Source organism: Streptomyces sp. NPDC007929 (assembly GCF_042959065.1).
Taxonomy (GTDB): Bacteria; Actinomycetota; Actinomycetes; order Streptomycetales; family Streptomycetaceae; genus Streptomyces.
Genome location: NZ_JBIBKD010000004.1, coordinates 47065 through 60529, shown reverse-complemented (window position 1 = coordinate 60529; position 13465 = coordinate 47065). Strand labels below are relative to the sequence as shown.

General features: G+C 70.0%; 14 protein-coding genes. 9 read left to right on the top strand and 5 right to left on the bottom strand.

The window, feature by feature from the left end; translation table 11 throughout:
• Positions 1–136: 136 nt before the first annotated feature.
• The 4 genes from ACFZDE_RS13910 to ACFZDE_RS13895 all read left to right on the top strand — a co-directional run bounded on the left by ACFZDE_RS13910 (position 137) and on the right by ACFZDE_RS13895 (position 3552).
• Entirely contained in the window at positions 137–778 is a 642-nt protein-coding gene (locus ACFZDE_RS13910; protein WP_391199995.1) for a WhiB family transcriptional regulator, read from the top strand.
• A complete protein-coding gene (locus tag ACFZDE_RS13905; protein ID WP_391199994.1) occupies positions 775–2415 on the top strand; it encodes a hypothetical protein in 1641 nt (546 codons plus the stop codon). The genes ACFZDE_RS13910 and ACFZDE_RS13905 overlap by 4 nt, the downstream gene beginning before the upstream one ends.
• On the top strand, positions 2412–2603 hold the full coding sequence (locus ACFZDE_RS13900; protein ID WP_020276726.1) for a hypothetical protein: 192 nt from the start codon (positions 2412–2414) through the stop codon (positions 2601–2603). The genes ACFZDE_RS13905 and ACFZDE_RS13900 overlap by 4 nt, the downstream gene beginning before the upstream one ends.
• 460 nt (positions 2604–3063) lie before the next feature.
• On the top strand, positions 3064–3552 hold the full coding sequence (locus ACFZDE_RS13895) for a plasmid mobilization protein (protein WP_391199993.1): 489 nt from the start codon (positions 3064–3066) through the stop codon (positions 3550–3552).
• Positions 3553–3561: 9 nt separating this feature from the next.
• Here ACFZDE_RS13895 and ACFZDE_RS13890 read toward each other — a convergent pair whose 3' ends face one another.
• Entirely contained in the window at positions 3562–4047 is a 486-nt protein-coding gene (locus ACFZDE_RS13890; protein WP_391199992.1) for a hypothetical protein, read from the bottom strand.
• A gap of 83 nt (positions 4048–4130) precedes the next feature.
• Between ACFZDE_RS13890 and ACFZDE_RS13885 the strand changes: the two genes are divergently transcribed.
• The gene (locus ACFZDE_RS13885) at positions 4131–5858 is read left to right on the top strand and encodes a relaxase/mobilization nuclease domain-containing protein (protein ID WP_020276722.1); all 1728 of its coding nucleotides are present in this window, start codon (positions 4131–4133) and stop codon (positions 5856–5858) included.
• Between the two features lie 30 nt (positions 5859–5888).
• On the opposite strand, the gene ACFZDE_RS13880 is transcribed toward ACFZDE_RS13885, so the two are convergent.
• Positions 5889–6704 carry a sugar nucleotide-binding protein gene (locus tag ACFZDE_RS13880; protein WP_020276721.1) on the bottom strand — a complete coding sequence of 272 codons (816 nt, stop codon included), beginning with the start codon at positions 6702–6704 and terminating at the stop codon, positions 5889–5891.
• A 186-nt stretch (positions 6705–6890) separates the two neighbouring features.
• Between ACFZDE_RS13880 and ACFZDE_RS13875 the strand changes: the two genes are divergently transcribed.
• Together ACFZDE_RS13875 and ACFZDE_RS13870 are read left to right on the top strand one after the other, a co-directional pair.
• Positions 6891–7334, top strand: coding sequence for a hypothetical protein (locus ACFZDE_RS13875; protein ID WP_391199991.1), 444 nt, complete (start codon positions 6891–6893; stop codon positions 7332–7334).
• Between the two features lie 79 nt (positions 7335–7413).
• Positions 7414–8097, top strand: a complete 684-nt coding sequence (locus ACFZDE_RS13870; protein WP_391199990.1) for a hypothetical protein — start codon at positions 7414–7416, stop codon at positions 8095–8097.
• A gap of 189 nt (positions 8098–8286) precedes the next feature.
• Here the strand turns inward: ACFZDE_RS13870 and ACFZDE_RS13865 are convergent, their stop codons facing one another.
• The 3 genes from ACFZDE_RS13865 to ACFZDE_RS13855 all read right to left on the bottom strand — a co-directional run bounded on the left by ACFZDE_RS13865 (position 8287) and on the right by ACFZDE_RS13855 (position 9871).
• Positions 8287–9108: a DUF317 domain-containing protein gene (locus tag ACFZDE_RS13865; RefSeq protein WP_391199989.1), complete on the bottom strand. Its 822-nt coding sequence runs from the start codon at positions 9106–9108 to the stop codon at positions 8287–8289.
• A 15-nt stretch (positions 9109–9123) separates the two neighbouring features.
• The gene (locus tag ACFZDE_RS13860) at positions 9124–9414 is read right to left on the bottom strand and encodes a hypothetical protein (protein WP_391199988.1); all 291 of its coding nucleotides are present in this window, start codon (positions 9412–9414) and stop codon (positions 9124–9126) included.
• A gap of 103 nt (positions 9415–9517) precedes the next feature.
• Positions 9518–9871: a DUF317 domain-containing protein gene (locus ACFZDE_RS13855; protein ID WP_037673256.1), complete on the bottom strand. Its 354-nt coding sequence runs from the start codon at positions 9869–9871 to the stop codon at positions 9518–9520.
• Between the two features lie 224 nt (positions 9872–10095).
• On the opposite strand from ACFZDE_RS13855, the gene ACFZDE_RS13850 reads away from it, so the two are divergent.
• Positions 10096–11409, top strand: a complete 1314-nt coding sequence (locus tag ACFZDE_RS13850; RefSeq protein WP_391199987.1) for a hypothetical protein — start codon at positions 10096–10098, stop codon at positions 11407–11409.
• A gap of 151 nt (positions 11410–11560) precedes the next feature.
• Complete coding sequence (locus ACFZDE_RS13845) at positions 11561–13084, top strand: gamma-glutamyltransferase (RefSeq protein ID WP_391199986.1); 1524 nt, start codon at positions 11561–11563, stop codon at positions 13082–13084.
• Positions 13085–13465: the final 381 nt, after the last annotated feature.

Genomic DNA, 13465 nt, shown 5'->3' with positions numbered 1-13465 from the left:
CCCCGTCCGCTGCACCGCCACCCGACACGTCCCGCACCGGCTGCGACGCACGCCCCGCGTCGCAGCCGGCACCCGACGCCGCACCCGCCGAGCACCGCCCTAGCCGGCCGCCGCGGCAGCACATCGGAGACCCGCCTTGCGCCACATCACCGCCCACGACGCGCCGGCCACCGGCCTGCGCGGCATCGCAGACACCAGCTGGCACGCCCGCGCAGCGTGCCACGGCATGGACGTCGAAGACGCCGACGCCGTGTTCTTCCCCGGGCCCCGGGACCACGAGGAGATCGCAGAGGCGAAGGAGCTGTGCGGCTGGTGCCCCGTACGCCGCGAGTGCCTGGACTTCGCCCTGGAGAACGTCCTCAAAGAGGGCGTCTGGGGCGGCCTCACCGAAGCCGAGCGGCGCCCGCTGCACGACGGACTGCACCAGCGCCTGGACTACCGGCGCGTGACCGCCTTCTTCCAGGGACGCGACGTGCACCTGACCGAGGCCGAGCGGCAGGTCGTCATCGACCACGCCTACGTCCGGGGCTGGCAGCCCGACCGGCTCGCCGCCGCCCTGCAGATCAGCCACAAGCACGCCCGAGACCTGCTCCGGCAAGCCGCCAACAAGGTCCTCGACCGCGACCGTAACTACGGCGTGCCCCGCCCCAAGAAGAAGCGGAAGAAGACCTCCAAGACCAAGGGCACCCCCGCGTCCGCAGCTCCCGGCACGCAGCAGCCGGCAGGCCGCCCGGCAGCGTCGCCCCCGACGCACGCCCCTCTCGGAAAGGCAGCATGACCCACCCCGTCCTCGCCTTCGGTGCTACTTCGGACCTCCCTCTCCTCCTCGCCGCCGTCGTGCCCGCCACCCTCGCGCTCGTGCTGACTGCCTGGACCATCCGGCGCCGGGGATCTCGCTCGCAGAAGCGTCTCGGCGGCCCGGCGGTCAAGGTCGCCGCTGTCGCCGCCCTCGGCTGCACCGCCTACAGCGCCGACACCTCGTGGCGGTTCGCAGCCGACTACCTCGACATGGCCGGCGCCGCCGAGCGCGCCAGCATGTTCGCCGCCGCCGAACTCGCCCTGTTCGCCACCGCGCTGATGGCGCGGCAGAACCTCGCCGTCCAGGGCGCCCCCGGCCTGCCGGGCACGCTGGTCTGGGTGATCACCACGGTGCAGGTGATCCCCGCCTACGCAGAGAGCGGCCCCATCGGCGGCACGGTCCGCGCCTTCGTCGGACCAGTCATGGCGGCGATGCTGTGGCACCTGGCCATGGGCATCGAACTGCGCCTGCGCACACCCGGTGCCGCCTCAAAAGGACTGATCGCCATCCTGGGCCGGGAGGCACGCGAGCGTCTCCTGTCTCGCCTCGGCATCGCTGCGCGAGACCGCGACGCCGCACAGATCACCCGGGACCGGGCCACCGCCCGTGCGGTCACCCTCGCCGCCCGCCTCGCCGAGCGCACACCCGAGCAGCAGCGGAACCGTCGAGGCCGGCGGCTGACCCGACGCCTGTCGAAGGCGGTCGGCAGGGCTTCGGTCGGCACCGACCCCCTCCAGCGAGCACAGCTGCTCGACCAGCTCGCCGCCCGGCGACACGCGCTCGCGCTCGCCACGGTCCCGCTCCCTTCTCCCTGGTCCCCGGCGCACAGCAGCGCATCAGCGGCCACGGTCCCCGCACAACCGACATCGAATGTGCCGGTCCCCGTCCCCGGTCCCGACGGTTTCGACGAGCCGGTCCCGGACCGAGGACCGAGGACTCCTCGGGGACCGGTCCCCGAGGAGGCGGACCCTGAAGCCAAGGTCGGCGCGGGGACCAAGGGCGACGAAACGGGAACGACCGCGGGGACCAAGCCCCCTGAAGAGGGTGCGGTCCCGGGGACCGAACCCGCCGATCCAGAAGCCGCAGCGCGGGACGCAGCGGCCACGAGGACCGACCGCAACACGCGAGAAGTAGCAGCTCAGGGCACAAAGCCTCATCGGGGACCGGGCATGGCAAAGTCGGGGACCGAGAGCACCGCGGACCGAGGACCGACCGCCACCGAGTCCGGGACCGAGACCACCCAAGACCGAGGACCGACCGCCACCGAGTCCGGGACCGAGACCACCCAGGACCGAGGACCCAAGGTCCCACTCCGTCGGAAGCCGGCCAGGAAGTCCCGGACGAAGAACAAGGACAACCGTGCCCGGTCCCGCTCTCCGCAGACGGAGCGCCCGGCACGCGAGCTGGGCGAGTCCGAGCGCCAGCTTGTCCAGGAGGTACGCCCCCATGTTCCCGCCCTGCTCGAACGGGACGGCAACGGAGCGATCACCCGGGTGCAGCTGCGCGAAATCATCCGCCGCCAGGGCCTGACAGGTGTCGGGAACGACCGACTCGGCCTCGTCCTCCAGGAGCTGCGGAACGAGGACATCACGACGACGAGGAGCACCGCCCGATGAAGACCTGCCACCAGTTCGACACCGTGCGCGCGGAGTACGAGCGAGAGATCGGATTCATGCTCGCTCACTCCGAGCGGCACGCGGGCAGGCCGGCGGCGAAGTCCAGTGCGAAGCACGCTGCCTCGGCGAAACAGCGAATGGCCCGCGCGCTCAACAGCCACGTCGGGCGCTGCCCCGAGTGCGGCTGAACCGGCAAAACTCCAGGTCAAGCCCGTACCCGTAAAGGTGGCCGACTCCACGCCGGGCCACCGCCCCGCTTAGGAGGTACGCAGTGATTCCGCGTCCCCCTCGTTCTTCCGAGCCCACCACCGCCGAGGCCGATGCCTGGGCGGACGTCTTGGTCCGCCGGCAACTCCTACACGCCGTCGTCCCCACGCCGACCGGGCAGTGGCTCGTCCAGGACCACCCCGAAGGGCCGGTCGGCGTCCTTGCCAGCCCAGCCGATGTCCTCGCGCTGGCCGCAACCATCCAGCAGCGCACCCGCTCGACGAGGCCCGAATCCCGATGACGAACGCACGCAAGAACGGCACCACCCCGGAACCTGATCCCGACTCCAACTCGGTCTCGGGGCGAGCAAGTTATCGGCCAAGCTACTCTTCCCCGTCGGGGAAGGCAGCTTGGCCATCTCCCGCCCCAGGGGTGGCGGGAGTGGTCCAGCACCGGGGGGCGCTGGACCGTCAGGCAGCGACCGAGGGCGGATCGCAGCCAGAGGTGGGGAAGCAGCAGCGAAGCCGCGTGAACGCAGCTCCACCAACCACGACACGTAAGCGCTCCCCCCAGAAGAACAAGCGCGCACGCATCTGCAACGTCCGTCTCAACGACGACGAGTGGAATCGTCTGACCACCGCAGCACGTACCTCACGCAAGAGCCTGCCCGCCTTCCTCGTGCGCGCCGGCCTCGCCGCCGCCGACGACTCCGAGAACACAGCAGCGGCCATCGCAGGCCACCGAGATCTCATAGCCGAGCTGTTCGCCGCACGCCGTCATCTCGGACAGGTCGGCAACAACCTGAACCAGGTCGCCCGCACCATCAACAGCGGGGGACAACCCGCCGAACTCGACGCCGTCGTTTCGGCCGTCCAGCGAGCAGTCGCTCGTGTGCAAGCGGTCACCGACAGGATGCTCGAACAGGATTGACCGGGCGGCTCAGGCAGACCACGAGGCGCTGCCAGACAGCAGCCCGCGTACGTCACGCCGGACAGCATCCTGGAACCGGTCGCGCAGGCTTCCGACCTCATCCTTCATAGCGAGGAGCCCTGGGGTGTCCTGCGGATCCGCAGCTGCGACGTAGTCACGAGCACGTCGCAGAGCACGGAAGATCTCGTCGGCTGCCCGGACGACGTCGAGTGGAGCCAGAACGTGGATCCGCTGCCGAGTGCCGCCGAGGTTGAAGTCGGCGAACGCCACCTCGGCCGCCGTCTCGCGTTCCTCACCCGCCGTGGTCCGCAACACGCGCAGGAGGTCTCTTCCCGTGTCCTCCATCGCGACCAGGTACTCGGCGTACAGCTCCGTACGCAGCTCCAGCAGGCGCGTGACCGACTCCCAACGCCAACGCCGCCGGTCCCCCAGCGCCGTCGCACCAGCACCCAGCAGAACTCCCAGCAGCGCGGACAGCGGCGATACCCAGCTCATCCGTGAGCACTTCCCGCCCAGCGCACGTGGAACGCCCCCTTCCCACGCCCCATCCCAGTTGATCAATCGTCAAGGACAGCACCATGGTTCCCCGGATCCAGAAGCGCGGACAGCGCACCATTGGCCTCCTGTACTACCTCTACGGACCAGGCAAGTACGAGGAGCACACTGACCCCCACCTCGTCGCTTCCTGGGACCACAACGCTCCCGACCCCGGCCGCGACGCCACCGCAACCCTCAAGCAGCTCCAGCAGCTCCTGGACCAGCCCGTCGACAACATCGACCAGTCACAACGGCCCAAGAGGCATGTGTGGCACCTCTCCGTCCGCAACGCCGGCGAGGACCGGATCCTCACGGGCGAGGAATGGGGCGACGTGGCACGCCGCATGGTCGCTGCCGCCGGCATCGACGACCCCGAGGCGGGAGCGGGCTGCCGGTGGGTGGCCGTCCGGCATGCCGACGACCACATCCACATCGTCGCCACCCTCGTCCGCGAAGACGGGTACAAACCCGACCTCGCCAACGACGCCAACCGGGTGCAGGCTCAGGCCCGAGCCCTCGAAGCGGAGCTGGGTCTGCGTCGCCTCAACAAGGGTGATGGCACCGCAGCGAAGCGCCCCACCAGCGCCGAGCGCCACAAGGCCCAGCGCCAGGGCCGCGAGCGCACCGCGCGGGAAGAGCTGCGTGAGACCGTACGCGGAGCCGTGACCGGCGCCCGAAACGAGACGGAGTTCTTCGACCGCCTCGCCGCCGCCGGCCTCCTGATCCGTAAGCGCGAGGCTCCCTCTGGCGACCTGCTCGGATACAAGGTGGCTCTGCCGGACGACCGCAACAAGGACGGCGAGCCCGTGTTCTATCCCGGAGTGCGCCTGGCCCCGGACCTGTCCCTGCCGCGGATCCGCGAGCGCTGGTCCGCCGACCAGACATCATCGACGGGTGCTCCCGGCCGCGCCGCTCCGACCAACCCGTCTGCCGCACGTCGGCGGGCAGCGTCGGCCGCCTGGTCCGCGATCACGGTCATCGAGCACGGTGACGACGCGGTCGCCGCCGCCTACATCTCTTCGGCTGGCGAGGTCTTGGATGCCCTCGCGAAGACGTCCGCTGCACACACCCGCCGCGAACTGCGGGATGCTGCCTTCGCGTTCGAGCGGGCCTCCCGATCCCACGTACGTGCCGAGCGTGGGCACGACCGCGCTCTACGGCAGGCCGCCCGCGACCTCGTCCACGGCGGTCCTGCGCTCGGCCGAGGCGAGGATGGTGCGAGCACCGCGATGGCCATCGACATGCTGTTCTTCCTCATCATCGCCGCCGCGCACTGGCACGCAAAGAAGGGCCACGCACAGCAGGTCGCTGCTGCGCGTCAGGCCGCCGAGCACCTGCGCTCCGCCTACGAGGATGCCGCCGCCCAGCCCCTCGGCGTGCTCTACCAGCGAGGCCGGCGTCTGAGCCGGCCGGTGTTTCAGCGGCAGACGGTACTGCTGCGCGAGGCGCTGCCGGGGCTGGCTGAGCGGATCCTTGCCGAACCCGCTTGGTACGCCCTGGCCGCCACCATCACCGACGCCGAGGCCGCCGGCCACGACCCAGCGGACCTCCTGTCCCAAGCAGTTGAGCGCCGCGAACTCGACACCGCGGACTCGGTCAGCGACGTCCTGGTGTGGCGACTTCGTCGCCTGGCCGATCTGCCAGCCGACGCTACCGGGATACCGGAGAACAACACGAAAAAGAGCCCGACGACCGTGCGCCCGGCATCGGCTCGCACCACCGCCTCTGGCCGCCGCTTCGGTGAAGAGGCGCCGGGCAATACACGATGAGCCTCGCGCAGGTGCGACGGCGCTTGTATGTCAGAGGAACTCACGGACGCCGCGCAATCTGGTACGCAGCTTGGCCTGGGTTGCGCGGCTGTCGAGCCGGACGTCGAGTGCGCCGGGAAGCGCGGTGGCTGCCCGGAGGCCCTTCGGTAGACGGGAAGCGTCGAGCCCGTCGCGGTGGGCGATGAGAACACCAAGGGCGTGACGACTCACGGCGTCGGGACCTGCAAGGTGGTGGATGCCGCGCGCGTCGGTGGAGGCCAGCTCCAGCAGGGCGGCGGCCAGGTCACCGACATGAACGGGGCAGCGGATGTCGTCAGTGAACAGGGATCCCGCTCGGGAATCGGTCGCGAGGTCGTGCACAAGGCGTACGTGCTCGGACTGGATGCCGCCGATGATCAGTGAGGTACGGGCAATGGCGGCGTCCGGGGCCAGCAGCCGGATGCCGGTCTCCGCCGCGGCCTTCGCTGCGCCGTACGGGGTTACGGGATCGGGGAGGCAGGATTCGTCGTAGTGGGCGCGCGTGCCGGAAAACACGGCGTCACTGCTTACGTGAACGAGACGGCAGTTGTGCTTCGCCGCGGTCATCGCCAGGCGCACGGAACCTTCGGCTGTGGCTGCCCAATCGGCGCTGCCGCTACTCGCGTTGATGACCATGCAGGGGGCGAGCGAGGAGACGACCTCCTCGACGCGATCGCCGTCCCGCAGGTCCAGGTCGTACCAAGTGGCCTCCGGACTGCTGACCGGCCTGGTCGCAAAGGTCGCGGCGGTGAGATGCCCGGCGGCAGATGCCTGGCGGACCAACTCGGTGCCCAGGAACCCGCTGCCGCCGACGATGAGGACAGTCATGGCATGCCACGGTAGACGGTCCTCGCTCGCTGGAAGCACCTCGCACAGAGCGGGCCCCGGCCCCGGGAAGCGATGAATCACCTTGCGACCGGCCCAAAACTGACTGTGATCTTTGTGAATTGAAACCGCCAGGGGCGTAGGGCACGATCATGAAGCGAGTAGGACGAGGCAAAGGAGGACGCCAGGGTGTTTCACCGGATACGCCGCCGGGCCAAGGAGCCGAGCGAGGCGCAGCGACAGTTCGCCGAGCTGCATGCGCGGCTGCAGAACCAGGTCCCGCCCGGGTTCGGGCTACCGCCGGCCGAGCCGGAGCGCACCGAGCCGACCGCCGTGGTGGACGACTTCCTTCCGCCGGAGCTGCGGGTACCAAGCCACGACCAGCTCGACGGCAAGATGATGCCGTGGAAGCAGCCGCTCGTCCTCGACGGTGAGATGGTCGCCTGCTCCGAGTGTGGCGCATACCGAGGCTGGCTCATCCTTTCCACGCGCGACCAGATCTGGCTGCGCTGCCGGGTCGGCCACCAGCAGCAGGAGACCCGCCTCAACACCGCCTGGTTCAACCGGAACTCCGGGCCGGCGGACGCGACGCACGCCACGTTCGAGGACTGCCTGCGCCACCTCGGACACTGACCTCCACTCCTACGACCCCACCGGGCCCGCGGGCCCGCACTGACCACCCGTCGCCTAGCACCAAGGGGTCAGTTCCGTCATGCGCGTTCGCGTCGCCAGCACCGCCCTCGGCATCACCGCCGCCCTCCTCGCCGTGCCCGCCTGCTCCACCGACACCGCCGGCACCGACACCTCCACCCGCACCGGGAAACCGGCAGACGCCGCGCAGCAGGCTGCCCCGCTCAAGTCGGCCACGCTGCAGACGCGTCTGCTCGACCAGAGCGACCTCGGCAGCAGCTACCTGCGCAAGCAGGAGCGCCCCACTCAGCACGACGACGTCACGGTCATCGGCTGCCCCGCCCTGAGCGAGCTGGGCGGTGACGCGGCGACCGGCGGCACTCTCACCTTCCCGCACAAGGCGAAGGCCGCCTTCACCTACGACGGCAGCAGCTCCGAGGTCGCCGAGGAGCTGTACAGCGACAGTGCGGACAAGCTGTCTGACGGCATCGGCCGGATCTTCGACGCCATGACGGGATGCCCCACGTACCAGGTCGTCGCGGGCGGCACCCCGGTCGACATGGCCTCGCAGAAGCTGCCCGCGCCCCGCAACCTCGGTGACGAGCAGTGGAGCCAGCTCCTGACGTTCTCCACCGGAGGAAAGAACACCGTGGTCAAGCAGACCGCGATCCGCGACGGCAGTCTGCTGCTGATCGTCTCCGGCTCCCCGGCCCTCGTCGACCGCCACCTCGACAAGGCGCTCGCCAAGGCCACGACAACGAGCTAGCCCCTCCACCACCCAGCTCCTGCCCCCGACCACCATGGGTCGGGGGCAGCAGCGCGTTACTGGCCGACCCGCTGAGCGGCGCGGGCAGCTTGGCCAGGCCCCAGGCTCGGACAGCCCGGGAAGCAAGGAACCCGGCGCCCTCCACCTGGGGAGGAGCCGGGCTGCGTGCGTTGGGAGTTGAGCGGGACGTTAGATGGCCGGCGCGCGCAGGAGGCGCTCCTGGGTTGCCTCGGGCAGCACTCGGCGCAGGACCGGTGCGGTCGAGCTGAAGGATGCGGCGAAGGCAGCCACGAGGTCGTGCGGGACGCTGGCCCCGAAGGAGGCCGCCCACAGGCAGGGGGCGCCGAGCGCGGGCTCGGCCCATGCCTGCCATCCGGCCGGTCCCGCCTCGTCGGCCTCGATGGTCAGGGCGCGCGGGTCGGCGTCCTGGATGAGGGGCGGCACCTCGCCAAGGCTGACGTGCGAGGTGAACGTCGGGTCCGTTGCCGCCGCCTGCGGCTGGTCAATGTCGCGGAGCCAGCCGTGTGCTGCGACGGCGTCGAGGACCAGCTCGGGGCCGGCGAGCGGCGCGGCGGGTTGGTCGCGGGCGTCGAGCGCGACAAGGAAGTCGGCCACGGCCTCGCCGGGGACGTCGGGGGTGAAGTAGGCCGACCACGACGCGATCGGGCTGCTCGTGTCCGTGCGGGCCGAGATCTGCCAGGCGATCGGTAGGTCGCCCAGGTGGAACGGCTCGTCCGGCAGACTCCACTGCGCCCAGCGGAGGGCGTCGGGGCTGATGTGCAGGACGGTGCTGCGCAGGACCTGGCGGTCCTCCGCTGCTTCGTCCGGCTCGTACCGTCCGCGGACGATCGTCAGGCTCGTCCAGCCCAGGCCGGAGAGCGTGTCGGCGACGGCGTCGTAGAGGCGCCCATCGTCGCCGGCCAGATGCCGGGGCCCGACCCAGAACGCGGGCTGGCCGCCGCGCGGAGTGGACGAGTCGAGCGGGAAGTCGGGGTACAGGGGCGCCTCCAAGGGCTCAGTGCGGGTCTAGTTGCCGCCGGCACGGCGGCGGGGGCGGCGCGGGGGTGCCTGGACGGGGCCCTGCCACGTCAGGTCGACGGCGACCTCGGACGGCAGATGGCCGAGTTGTGCGTCCTTGTCCCGCCCTTCGGCGAGGTAGACGACGGTCCGGCCGGTCTCGTCCACGGACTGCACGACCTGCGCCAGGCGGTGTGCCATCGGAAAGAAGGGGTTCATGGCCTGGCGGACCGGAGCACTCCGGTCGCAGGCGGACAGCAGGTCGATGAGATCACCGACGGTCATCTCCGGGGACGTCACGAACAGCCTCCTGGGGTGAGGGGAAACGGGGAGCAACGGAACGGGCCGGAGGCCAGCAGTAAGCCAGTCTTCCGAGTGAGGGCTACCAGTGGGCTCTACACGGTCATACGCGACGCGAGGTCTCCAGCACGCACGCCACGGCGGCGGCGACGATGTCGGCCGGCGTCTCGGTGTCGAACGACAGGTGGTAGCCGGGCACCTGGGCCGTGCCGGTGACGGCGATCCTCCATCCCTCGCCGTCGGTGCCGGGGCGACCGAGCGGGAACCAGCCAAGGTAGAAACGGCCGTCCTTCGAGCTGACGTGCACGTCAGCGCGGTCGTCCACAATCAGATGGAAGTCCTCTGCGGAGAACTGGTCCATGACGAGCGTGGGCTGGCCGGGGCCGAGCTGCCACTCGCGCAGCCGCAGGGCTTCGACGGTGGTGGAGAAACCGGGGGCCACTGGCGCTACGGCCACAGGCAATCACCTCTCTGACCTGGTGTTTCTTGCAAGGTCGTCTACGTTGACATGCTCTCGCCCGCGTTGGCCAGCCTTTCCGCGATCTTTCCTGTCTGCCCCCGGCGAACTGCTATTCCAAGTCACTTCGCGTCGAACTCACGAAGTCACCCCACGGGAAACGGGTGGCCGACTGGGGGCCTATGGGTGCATGCTGGCCCGTTTCCCATCGTGAGGAGAAGTACGTGGAGATCCGGCCCCTTGAGGATTTGCGCGCCGCGGACGATCTGTCGCTGGCGTACAACCCCTATGGGCTCGGCGGCCGTATGAAGCCCGAGGACGCTGCGGAGTTCCAGCAGCGGCAGATCGCCGACTGCGACCTGGCGAAGAGTGTCGCGGCTGGAACACGCGACTCCTTCGAGCGGCTGCGCACCGTCTTCGCCTACGGCGTGCTGTGCTACGACGTGTACACCATGGTCGGCGACCAGGCGCTCCTCATCTACGAACAGGCGTTGCGCGACCGCTTCATGGAGTGGTGCGCCGGCACCATCACCTTCCGCCCCACCCAGGCCCCGGACGTCTGCTACACCGTCTCGTCGTACGACGACGTCAAGAAGTGCGCGGACAGGATGGCGCGACAACACGCGAAGCTGGTCGTAGCCACCCACGCCATCGACTTCAACGGGATGCTGCACGGGCTCCGTCTGTGGGCGCGTGCGGCGGGTCTGCTTCGCGGGCGGCGCAGCCGCGCGGTCGAGGACGCGCTTGCCAAGCTGCGTAACTACGTCGCCCATCCCTCCGGCCACCATGTCGACACCCCCGTCGGGGCGGCCCGAACGGTGCGGGATCTGGCGGAGCTGATCAACCAGCTGTGGGGGCAGGCCACTCCCAATGGGCGCCTGTACCCGGCCCCTCTGCGCCGGGAGATCGCCGTGCTGAGCTGGAACGGGTCCGGGCGGACGCGGATGGAGCCCGCCGATGCTCTCACCGTCCCCGACCCCGTAGAAGATCAGGAGGACGACGAGTACCAGCACGTCGTGGTGCGGGCCATCCCCTTCGTCCCGGGCAGCCGCTGGGATGACGCTCACTGGGCGGAGTACGACACCCGCTACGAGACCACACGGTTCCCGACGGATTACCTGTGGGGGCCGGGCACCCGGGAGCAGGCCCGGGCGTGGCTGGAGCAGGAGCGCCCCGAGGGGGACAGCGTCGACTTCACCGACCGGGTGTTCCTCGTCCAGGACCACGAACGCCTGCTGCCGCCGATGCGGCCGGCGGTGGCGGCCGGGCTGCCCGACAACGAACGCGTCGGGATCTGGCATGCCGTTCGGGCCGACTTTCCCGACGACGCCTTCACGCACGTCCGAGGCTCCGCGGATCGCAGCGCCGGTCATGCCCGCCGCCCCGGTGACTGTTCTGCCTGTTCTGCTGAGGTCCTTGGTTTCGGCTCCTACGACGAAGCCCTTCGCGCTGCAGCAGCCGCCCTCGGACCGATCCGGGCGGTACAGCTGCCCTCCGTCCGGCTGCCTTCGTCGACCTTCTGGCCCGACCGACCGTGAGCGGCGCATCGCGGTGAGGCGGGTGGCAGGCCAACAACACCCGTCGCCATCGGACATGGCCGCGACTGCGCCATGACGACGGGAGTCAAGCAGATCGGCGGCCCGCTGCCCGGCATTCGGAAGGGTCCAGACCCGTGCCACAGTGATCCTCATGATCCCCGCACACATCGTCGACGAGCCGCCGCTCACCTACGCCGACAGCTTCGACGTACCGGTCCTGTTCCGTAACGGACCCGCGAACAAGCCCAAGAGGCAGTGGCGCACGGCGAAGCATGAGGCGTGGAGCGCGTCGGACGGGTTCCCGGCAACCGATGGCTGGTACGCCCCGACCACCACGTGGCGGGAGATCATCAAGGCCGCCACCGAGGTCGGCCGCGACGTCACCCCGCACCTGCAGAACCAGCCCCGGTACGCGCACGGGGAACTCGTCGCCCGGGTCTCCCCGCTGTACGCCTACCTTGGCACCCACCCCGTCACACCCCGGCACCCCGTACCGGGCGCAAAGGGCCAGCGCCTGACCCTGAACCCGGTGTACGAGCACGGCACCGAGCGCACTGCGAAGAACGCCGCCGCCTACCGGCTGGGCATGACGATGACTGAGTGGGCGTGCCGCTCCCTGCTCAGCCTCGGACAGACTCACCACCTCGAACTGGGCGGCCCCATCCCCGCCCTGAGCGGCACGTTCAAGGACCCGAAGAGGACGCTGCCCGACCTGTGGGGACGGCACGAGGCGGAAGAGATGTACTGGCTGATCGAGGCCAAGGGCGGCAGTGTCGGCGTCGGCGAGCTCCGCAAGGGGTGGGTGCAACTGGAGGCCGGCAGCAAGATTCTCGGCTCCTACAAGCACCGCATCGTCCTGGTCGGGGCGTCCGTGCGGCCCGGAGACGACCTCTTCCTCACGATCGACCATGACCTGCGCTCCGGCGAGCCGCCCCTTCTGCCTGCCGGATCCGGCGCTGACGACGCAGCGGTCGGCCCCGGCAACCTCGAAGACCACCTCGGGGACAGCGACGAAGCGCTCATCGGCGCCGCCCGTGCACAGATGCTCGCTTACCTGGCGCTGCGCTCCGCTCCCGCCTCTCAGTTGCGCACGGTACCGGTACCGGCCGACCGCGCTTCCCGCCACCGGCGTTCCGGACTGACCACCCCCTTGGAAAGCGACGACCTCACCCTCGCCATGCGGGCGGACGCCCGCGGAGCGGCGCTCCACATCGAGTCGCACACCCTGCGCGCCCAGATCCGCTCCTGGGGGCTCGACGACTTCCTCACCTGCCGCATCCCTGGAACCGAGGTCCACCTCGGCATGTCCAGAAAGCTGTTCGCCGCCTGCGCACGCCTCCACGAAGAAGATCTGGCCATCGCCCAGCGCACCCCGGGACTGCGCGCCGAGGATCAGCCGGCCCTCGACCACGGGCTCAGCGACGAAGCCCAGGAAGTACAACGGCTCACCCAGCGACGGATCTTCCGCGAGCAGCAGGAGGAAGCCCGCCCACGGCTGCGCCCCCTGCTCCGCGACGCCTACGAGCGGGGAGCGACGAGCGACTGGAGCGACCTGCTGCGCCGTCCCCAGGAGCCGAAGCTCGACCTGGAGGACGACGAGGGTCTCCTCGAAGCGGCCACGCCGGAAACGTACCTGGCCGTCAGCCGCTACGACCTGCCTCCCGCACGCGCTTAGTCCGGTCCGGGCGGCGTCCGGGGTGAGTGCCAGGCCACGAAAAATTTGGTCGGGTAGCTGGGGACCATTGCTGATCCCCAGCTACCCGACCACGGGAAATGTGACTGAGCGTCCAGGTTGGCCAGTCTGAGCACCACAGTTGGCCACACCTCGCGCCTCACTTCACTGCGCAGGGAGCGCGAGCCGGCACGAACTACCGGGACTGGAACCACCAGATCCCGCCAGTCACGGCAGCGCTGCCGACGGCGTACGCAGCACCTCGGATCATGGCGAACCCGGCAACCCGAAGCATGTGTCGAGGCCCCTTACGGAATCGGCTTGTCATTTGATCTTCCCATCTGGCCTGGTTGCCGTGCGCACAACGCGCGGCACTCGTATGCC

Coding starts and splice junctions, on each gene's coding strand:
- ACFZDE_RS13905 (WP_391199994.1), top strand. CDS start 775: ATGACCCACCCCGTCCTCGCCTTCGGTGCTACTTCGGACCTCCCTCTC.
- ACFZDE_RS13900 (WP_020276726.1), top strand. CDS start 2,412: ATGAAGACCTGCCACCAGTTCGACACCGTGCGCGCGGAGTACGAGCGA.
- ACFZDE_RS13890 (WP_391199992.1), bottom strand. CDS start 4,047: ATGAGCTGGGTATCGCCGCTGTCCGCGCTGCTGGGAGTTCTGCTGGGT.
- ACFZDE_RS13885 (WP_020276722.1), top strand. CDS start 4,131: ATGGTTCCCCGGATCCAGAAGCGCGGACAGCGCACCATTGGCCTCCTG.
- ACFZDE_RS13880 (WP_020276721.1), bottom strand. CDS start 6,704: ATGACTGTCCTCATCGTCGGCGGCAGCGGGTTCCTGGGCACCGAGTTG.
- ACFZDE_RS13870 (WP_391199990.1), top strand. CDS start 7,414: ATGCGCGTTCGCGTCGCCAGCACCGCCCTCGGCATCACCGCCGCCCTC.
- ACFZDE_RS13845 (WP_391199986.1), top strand. CDS start 11,561: ATGATCCCCGCACACATCGTCGACGAGCCGCCGCTCACCTACGCCGAC.